Origin of the sequence: Pantoea sp. ICBG 828, assembly GCF_002928355.1 — a bacterium.
In the GTDB taxonomy this organism is placed as follows: Bacteria; Pseudomonadota; Gammaproteobacteria; order Enterobacterales; family Enterobacteriaceae; genus Pantoea; species Pantoea dispersa.
The window spans coordinates 21,186-29,170 of sequence record NZ_POWN01000019.1; the positions used below are offsets into that span (position 1 = coordinate 21,186).

At 53.2% G+C, this 7,985-nt stretch carries 5 protein-coding genes; 3 read left to right on the forward strand and 2 right to left on the reverse strand.

The genetic code is table 11. The annotated features are described in order from the left end of the window. Positions 1-4: 4 nt before the first annotated feature. Positions 5-2,686: an autotransporter outer membrane beta-barrel domain-containing protein gene (locus tag C1Y43_RS23320; protein ID WP_233209881.1), complete on the reverse strand. Its 2,682-nt coding sequence runs from the start codon at positions 2,684-2,686 to the stop codon at positions 5-7. 1,110 nt (positions 2,687-3,796) lie between these two features. Here C1Y43_RS23320 and C1Y43_RS23330 point away from each other — a divergent pair. Together C1Y43_RS23330 and C1Y43_RS23335 are read left to right on the forward strand one after the other, a co-directional pair. Beyond that, positions 3,797-4,630 carry a fimbria/pilus periplasmic chaperone gene (locus tag C1Y43_RS23330; protein WP_233209882.1) on the forward strand — a complete coding sequence of 278 codons (834 nt, stop codon included), beginning with the start codon at positions 3,797-3,799 and terminating at the stop codon, positions 4,628-4,630. A 121-nt stretch (positions 4,631-4,751) separates the two neighbouring features. Then, positions 4,752-5,267, forward strand: coding sequence for a hypothetical protein (locus tag C1Y43_RS23335; RefSeq protein WP_104094435.1), 516 nt, complete (start codon positions 4,752-4,754; stop codon positions 5,265-5,267). Between the two features lie 433 nt (positions 5,268-5,700). On the opposite strand, the gene C1Y43_RS23345 is transcribed toward C1Y43_RS23335, so the two are convergent. Next, on the reverse strand, positions 5,701-6,021 hold the full coding sequence (locus C1Y43_RS23345; protein ID WP_233209883.1) for a DUF1281 domain-containing protein: 321 nt from the start codon (positions 6,019-6,021) through the stop codon (positions 5,701-5,703). A 657-nt stretch (positions 6,022-6,678) separates the two neighbouring features. Between C1Y43_RS23345 and C1Y43_RS23350 the strand changes: the two genes are divergently transcribed. Next, positions 6,679-7,821 carry a CfaE/CblD family pilus tip adhesin gene (locus C1Y43_RS23350; RefSeq protein WP_104094434.1) on the forward strand — a complete coding sequence of 381 codons (1,143 nt, stop codon included), beginning with the start codon at positions 6,679-6,681 and terminating at the stop codon, positions 7,819-7,821. Positions 7,822-7,985: the final 164 nt, after the last annotated feature.

A 7,985-nucleotide genomic window follows, 5' to 3' on the forward strand; every position in this document is an offset into this window, starting at 1 on the left:
AGTCTTAGAACCGGTAGCTAACCTGCAGCGAGCCCTGGCTATCGCGATAGCCACCGCCACCTGCCTGCTGCGTGAACACTACTGTTCCCGTCAGGCTTTGCGAAAGACGTCCCTCGACGCCCGTTTTAAGCTCCCCGATATTCCGGCTCCCCCGCACATTATCCGTTTCTCCATTCATGCGCACGCCGTACACTTTTGTATTATGCAGCCAGTTCGCTTCCACGAACGGCTGGAATTCGCGCACGGTCTGCTGGTCCTGCCGGCTTTTCCCGTTCAGGTAGGATCTGAAACCGAGGCGGGTGGTGACACCGTCGTTTCCCGCACCCTGCACATGGGTGCCGCCAGCCTCTGTGTGGTCATCAGTGCTGATGCCGGACCAGACGACCTGCACGTGCGGCTCAAGGAAAAGTCGGTTTTCCATGCCGGTGCCACTTTGCCAGCTTTTAATCTGCCACGCGTATCCGCCTTCCAGAGAAGCTTTCAGCCCGCGGCTGTTATAACGCTCCGCAGGCAGCATGTCACCTGACACCTCGTTTTTGAACCAGTTGTACTGCGTCCATGCCTCAGCCCATGCGCCGGTCTTGACCTGTGCGTTCTGGTACCAAGTGCCATATACCCCTGCGCTGTATCCACTCACGCTGCCTTTCGCATCATGTCCCGTCAGGCTGCTATGCGAACTACTGTCCGCCCGGCCGTAGCCGCCCATAAGGCCGACGTGAACTGCATCTGTGCCATTGATTGACCCCTGAATAATATCCCCTCCCAGTTGCAGTACGTAGCGGTTAGTCTGCGTACGGTTCTGCCCGTCCGTCATGGACGCGTGCCTGTGTCCACCCAGATTACGTATCCACATGCTGGTCGTACGGACTGACCCCGTTACCGGGTCGGTATAGCGCGTTTCCCCGCTGCGATCACGCATTGACAGATCAAACAGGGTATTCGCAGCCTGAAGGTTAGCCGTGTAGGCCGCCGCCTCTGGACGGTACATGCGGGCAGGTGCAGGTGCAGGTGGTGGTGCCGGTGCAGGTGACGGTTCAGGTGACGGTTCAGGTGACGGTTCAGGTGATGGTTCAGGTGATGGTTCAGGTGACGGTGCGGAGGCAAAACTGGTCAGGTACCAGCCCGCCGGTTCGGTTCCCGAAACATTTCCTTTGCGCAGGCTGTAGTCGTAGGCACCGGCCACCACACGGTTACCCAACGAGAACACGGCATCAGAGCGCCCGCCCACGCTAATGAGCTTAATACCGTCTAGCGTCTGAGCGCCGCCGCCGTTCTCGTTGGTCACGAAGAGGGTGCTGGCGCCGCTCGTGTTTCCGGTTACCACCAGACGGTCGGTCAGCGAGTCATCACCGGTCAGCACGCTACCAAGCGACACTGAACTGCCTGGCAGTCCGGTATAGTCACCGTTGACGGTCAGCGTGTTACCCGCGCTGGTCGGGGTCGGGTTCAGCACAAGGCTGCCGCGGTTGGTGAGGCTGGCATTTATGGTGGCGGAGGCCATTTTTTCAGCACTAAAAATCAGCGTGCCGTTCTGAGACAGCGCTCCGTCAAGGATGCTGCCGCTTTGCAGGGTCAGAATGCCGTTATTTACCGTACCGTTAACGGCAGTCCAGCGGGCCGACGGTGTGAGAGTCAGTGTACTGCCGGAACTGACGGTAATGCTGTCCACACTGACGTTATTCGTGGCGGTGAAGGTCGCGATCATGCTTTCATCCCCCACGGACAGAGAAGAACCCGTCAGGCCGGTTACTGAACCGTTGACAGTCGCACTGGATCCACTGATAAACAGTGAAGAGTGCCCGAGATAAACCGGGCCATCAAGTAAACCGGCGTTATGAATTCCGTCACGTATGATGCCGGAGTTAAATACAGACCAGCTCCCCCCCTTAATGGTACCGCTGTTATTAATCTGAGAGAGATTTCCGGCATTGCTAATGCCCGTGTCTGCTCCCTCAATTATTCCGCCAGATTTGTTTATGATGCTGCCGACCGTTCCTTCGTTGAGAATGCCATTGCCGACGGTGCCCGTAATGGTGCCCGCGTTGTCAATATTACCTATCCGGTTGGTTATTCCACTCGTTGTAAGATTGGTAATGCCAGTCGCAGCCCTGATTACCCCACTGTTAAGCACCGAATCAATGGATGATAGATTATAAAGGGCGGTGGTGTAATTGTCTTTACCGGTCAGGTCGCTGTTCAGTGCCATGCTGGTGTTCACGGAGTCATTTTGCAACGTTCCACTATTTGTAAAATCACCAATAAATCCTGAGATATTATACACCGCGGCAATACCTGAGCCACCGCTGACGGATATCAATCCGGTATTAATAAAGTCGTCTATATGAGTTTCATTTTCTGAACCCGGTCCATTACTGGCTATGCGAACACCAGTGTATGCAGAAGCTATCGTTCCGTCGTTGCTAAAACGCTCAAGGTTATTATCAAGAATGGAAACCGCAACGAAACCACTGCCTTCACGGGTGACGTCAACAGATGCGCCTTCTGCCACAGAAAAAAAACCAAGTGACGGAGAGACAGTACATTCTTCGGTTTCCTGACTGGTAACGGTCTGAGCTTCATTATCGCCAACTGAAGCACACATGCTGGCTGCCACAGATGAAAATGACAGTAAATTCAAACTCATCAGGCTAAAGGTCCATATTGCATGCTTTTTTTCATGAATCATTTTGTACTCCTGTCAGGAAAAATTTATAGAAAATTGGCGAAAAAAATAGCGAAGTTAAGTTTCATAGATACACATAGCTGATGTTGTACGTATTCTGGCCCAAACCGTTCGTTGATTCCGATGTAGCGTGATCGCATTTTTCGATTTAATTCGACCACATATTCCGGTTTGTTCCTGCAAAATATGGCCATCTGTCGGAATCTCGCGCTTTTCACTTGTAAAACAATGAACAACACATCTTACTGATAACTCATTTTCCGGAGAAATGTCGCCATGGCAAGACTGAGAACGCTGCTGAGTGAAATTAAAAAACTGCTGCGCATGAAATTTGACTGTCACCTGCGCAATAGGAGCATCTCGGCCTGTCTGAATATCCAGTTTAGTACCATATCTGATGGGGCCACCCGCTGCAGATATAGCCAGCTGGCATGGCCCTTACGTAGTGGCTAACCGACAGCACAATCTGCTAGCGTGCAAGATTTGAGACTAGTAACTCAGTCGGCCGGGCATGCACCTCCGATTTGTCTTCCCTCAGAATCGGTAGCTCAGCTGAAGCGCCGCCAAGCTGTCCCGGTAGCTTTCATTTCCGGCCTTCTGCGTGAAAACAATGCTTCCCGTCAGGCTCTGCGACAGGCGCCTCTCCCCCATCGTATTGAGCTCTGCAACATTCAGAAGGCCTGAAGTGCTGTCGGTTTCACAGTTAATACGCACGCCTTATGCTTCTGTATTATGCAGCCAGTTCATCTCCACGAACGGCTGGATCACGCACGGTCTGCTGGTCCAGGCGGTTTTTTCACGTTCAGGTAGGCTCTGAGCCCGGGGCAGGTGGTGGAACCGTAGTTTCCCACACCCTTTACGCAGGTGCCGCTTAAAACCTCAGGATAAAAATCAAATGCCAGGCAGGTATCATTATCATGTTCATAGATTATATCCGGCTTCATACCGGCACCCGGGCATGGATATCAGCGCTACGTCAGCCGGCGGCTGTTTCAGGGCAAATCACATGGCGCCCTTCGTACAGCGCTGGGGCAACATCGATGAGCACTGTGCGGTTACGGTTTTTCCGGTGTCGTGCCGCGCAAGAAAATCGGGCTGCAGCAGAGGCGCCGCGTGGTCATCAGCAATCAGCTGCGGCCGCGTATTCCAGCGTTCCTCAATATAATTGCAAAAATCGGTGAAAATCCTGGTCTTTCGGGGGCGCTGCCGCCAGATAAGCCAGACCGGGAGGTCAGGTATATTCCATTCCGGCATGATGATTTCAAGTTGCCCACGCCCCATATAGCCGGAAGCCAGCCAGCAACGAGCCAGAACACCTTCCGCGTGATGCTCGGGGCCACCCGGGTCATCTACCCGGAAGGTGCGGCCGGCGCGCAGCTTTCGGTGTCAAACCCGCAGGATCGCCCCATGCTGGTCCAGTCCTCGGTGACCGGCGAGGACCACAAAACGCCGGCCCCCTTCCTGGTCACGCCGCCGCTGTTCCGCCTTGAAGCGAACCAGCAGAGCCGGCTGCGCATTATCCGCACCGGGAGCAGCCTTCCGCAGACGCAGGAGAGCCTGTACTGGTTGTGCGTGAAGGCGCTGCCGCCTTCGGGCGACGCGTCCGGTCACGCAACCGGGGTGTCAATGACCGTGAACATGGCCATCAGCATGTGTGACAAGCTGATTTTCAGGCCGTCCGGCCTGAAGGGCAGTCCGGAAGAGGCGGCTGGCGCACTCACCTGGGCGCGAATGGGTAAGGTGTTAAGGGTCAGTAACCCGACACCATTTTACATGAACTTGAAGGCGGTGAGCGTGGGGGGAAAAGAGGTCGGTAACCTGACTTATGTCTCTCCTCAGGGGAGCTTAACGTTGCCGCTGCCAGCGGGCGCGGCTGGTGCCGTGAAGTGGAGCGTCATTAACGACTTTGGAGGCGAGAGCCGCCAGTTCGAGGCCGCAGCTGAGTGATTTATCTGAATTAACGCGAAGAGCCGGGGGACGTGTGCGCCGTACAGCTTTCATCGCGGCCACAACAAACTGAGGCCGGCAATCCTGCCGGCACGGAAATACTAAACCAGAGGAAAATACCATGAAAATGCGTTTACTGACCGCCCTTGTCGCCGCCGGCTGTTTCAGCCAGATGGCCGTGGCGAGTCCGGTGACTACGGGCAGCATCGTCAACAAGACCACCGCCACCGCCACCCTGAGGCTGAACCAGCAGATCACGCTGGAAAACACCCTGATACCTGTGGAAGGACTGAAGGGGGGGGCTTCGGGCATGGGCCAGTTTGCGATTGCAAACGGTAACCTGAAAATTAAGGAGACCGGGGAAACGGCGCACCTTGCCTTAAACACCACCGGACCTGGTAATTATAGTTTTGTAACGTATGCGACAGGCCATGAAAACGACGCTGACTACAAACTGGAATATCTAGTATATCCCACATCATCAGCCACTGATTATATCAACATATCAGATGGGATTTACATGTTCAGTAAGGAAAATGTCAATAACTTTGGTTATTCCGTTAGAACTGTATTAACAAAACTGCCCAAAGCGGGCAGCTACGTCATCAGCGTTACGGGCGGCGTATACAATCCGTAACGCATCAGCCTGACCTTTTTAACGACCGTCAGGGGGTGCCACCGTACGGCCCCTGACGGCATGACGGGAAAAAACAGTGACGCTATTGAGGGAAAACACGGATATCGGACGGGCCGTGCGCCCGTTCAGTACAACGGACCTGGCCGCCAGGCTGGGACGGTACAGCTTCACCGAATGCAGCATGCTGCGGGCATTTATACTCTGCTTCTGCGGCGACAACCCCGGGTATCCCGGAACTGGACTACATCCGGCTTAAGCTCAGGGAGTGCCTAGGCCGCCACGACGACGGCAGCGCCTGGTTTTCGGACCTGCGCGAGGCTGAAAGGTGGGCTGGTGCAGCCTGCAGGACGACCGGCTGACAGGCCGCCGACGCCCCCTGCGGTTGAAGCTAAAAAAATTAAAGCGCGGTCCGTCACGTAAACCGATCATGAATCTACTGGACTGGCTGCGCGATCTGCTGCCCGGGAAACCCGGTGTTATCTGATCTTAAACGCCAATACGGTCTGGATGTAACGCTTACCGCCGCAGTCAGCGCCGGATAAGGCGTATACATTTCGTTCGTCACCGGATGCAGTAATCCGGCACTGCCAGTCAGAAAAAGCTGGATACTCTCCTTTTCCGCCCGCGCATAAGATGGCCGCACCTCACCAGTTATCAGTGCTCTTACCTGACTAAAGTTCTCGGCCAGGTCGGTAAAACGCAGCCTGTTTGCAGAACAATTCGGCGTAATCTGCTCCTCAGTCAATTGTTGCACAGGCTCACCTGCGCCATGCCGCCACAACAGCCGGGCGTAAAGTAAAATGCGCTTAATCGTATTTGCTGAATAGTTTTATCACCGGACTGCGCCGGCTATCCGGGGCACTGACAGCATCTTCATTGCAGGTCGCCTGAATCAGGAGGCTGCACGGGTGCCGGTTACCATCCCTGCCTAACCGCTTCCACACGGCGCCGGCGATGTTCTGATACCTGCAGGCACACCTTTTTGTTGAGTGCGTGCGCCCCCTGCTTCTTAACCTCATCCTTCTCATGCGAACCTGAACGAAAGTAACGCATGACGGCCGGTGTAACCTTAAAGCGGCTCACTGTCCTGAAGCCTCCTGATTTAGCCCGGGTCAGAACGACAGTCCGCAAGGCGGCCATGTCCGGCAGGAAATATGTATGCTTCATTCAAATCGTGAATGCGATTAATCGTTTTTACATAAAAATTTTACTGCAGAGCATGCTTTTTTGTTCTTGAACAATACAGATGGCAGTAGGGAAATCGGTTAGTGTTTTAACAAAAAACGTGCAAAGAAATTCTGTTTTTCCGATGCGGATGATTAATTCGACCATATTTATCGTTAAAATCTTTATCGCATTATTTCCTGACAATTGATGCTATCCGTTTCTGCATCCTTTACGAGGCTGTTATATGAATGATTCTATTGTTATGCGCCCTGTGTGGCAGTTTCCTTTTGGCGCTGCGCTTGTGCTGATGTCCGTTGTGGCACTATTAATGTACAGCGCCCGCGCACTTGCCGACGCTGCAGAAGGTTATGAATACGAATATGTCAGAACGGACGTGCCTGTTTCAGGCATCAAGAGGGGGCAACTGCTGGGGACGATCTATATTAAACAGCAGAGCCTTACAGTATGGAGGACTGTTGGATCTGTTGAATCAGATCCACCCATTGATACATATGTTTATTCGGAGATGAAAAATATGGGGGGCGGAGCGCCCGGTTGTAAACCTTTGGCGGATGATAACAGTATTGGTTTTCTAAGGTTCACTGGAAGCGCAACAGAAACAAGCTGCAACTACAGCATAGGCTATGTCATTATTAACGGACTTAAAGCTTTTGCAACGCACCATACGAAAATAATCAACGGTAAGTACTACTTTTCTTTTGCTGTTCAGATTCCGCGGACAAAACTTGCTGATGTGGTTATCAATGACCCTGCTAAAGCGTTATCCCACGCCGGACAGGCCGTTTTACTGACTTCATTACCCGATCTTTATGTACCTTTAAACTATAGCACTGCCACGATTTATGCACGTACCCCGTTGTCGGTTTACATTGGAGAAACGCCACCGGCAGTGTTTTTCCCGCAGCAGAACACTTCTCACGCCGTGCTGCCCGTTCAGATTATGTCTTCTGGTGATATGGCGGCAGGCAGTGCCAGCCTTGACATGTGTCTTTATGACGGGGCCGGGCTGTCTGACTCGCGCTACATGCTGCTGTTTTCTGACGAAAGCAGTGGCAGTGCCGGTAAGGATTTTGCTATGCGCAGGGAAAATGGCGCAGGTGAAATCAGCTACAGCGTCAGCGTGACCGATCCGTCCGGCAAGCCGCAGGCCGTCGCCAACCGCGAACCTTTTTACTGGAACAATATGCAGAAAGGCGGCGCGGCGCAGTCGCGGGTGAAGTACATTCAGCTTCCTGACGGTATTCAGGGTACCGTTCCGTGCGTGCCTTCGGTAGTCAGCGTGGAAGTCCGGCCTGTCAGGTACAGCAGCCTGAAGGCGGGCCATTACCAGGGTAAAATAAATATTTTGTTCACTCCGTCAACATGATTAAATTCTGACGTGCCACACATAGGATCGGGCGCTGAAATGACCAGCCCCCCTAGTTTACCGTAGATAAAGACATTAAAATTTATTTCTGAGATCCTCAATCTCTCTGGCAGCGTGGCCCAAATGAAAATACGAACAGGCTGCTCAGACAATATTTTCCAAAA

What these genes read in the sequence shown, in the direction of transcription:
- C1Y43_RS23320 (WP_233209881.1), bottom strand. Translation starts at nt 2,686, where the DNA reads ATGATTCATGAAAAAAAGCATGCAATATGGACCTTTAGCCTGATGAGT.
- C1Y43_RS23335 (WP_104094435.1), top strand. Translation starts at nt 4,752, where the DNA reads ATGAAAATGCGTTTACTGACCGCCCTTGTCGCCGCCGGCTGTTTCAGC.
- C1Y43_RS23350 (WP_104094434.1), top strand. Translation starts at nt 6,679, where the DNA reads ATGAATGATTCTATTGTTATGCGCCCTGTGTGGCAGTTTCCTTTTGGC.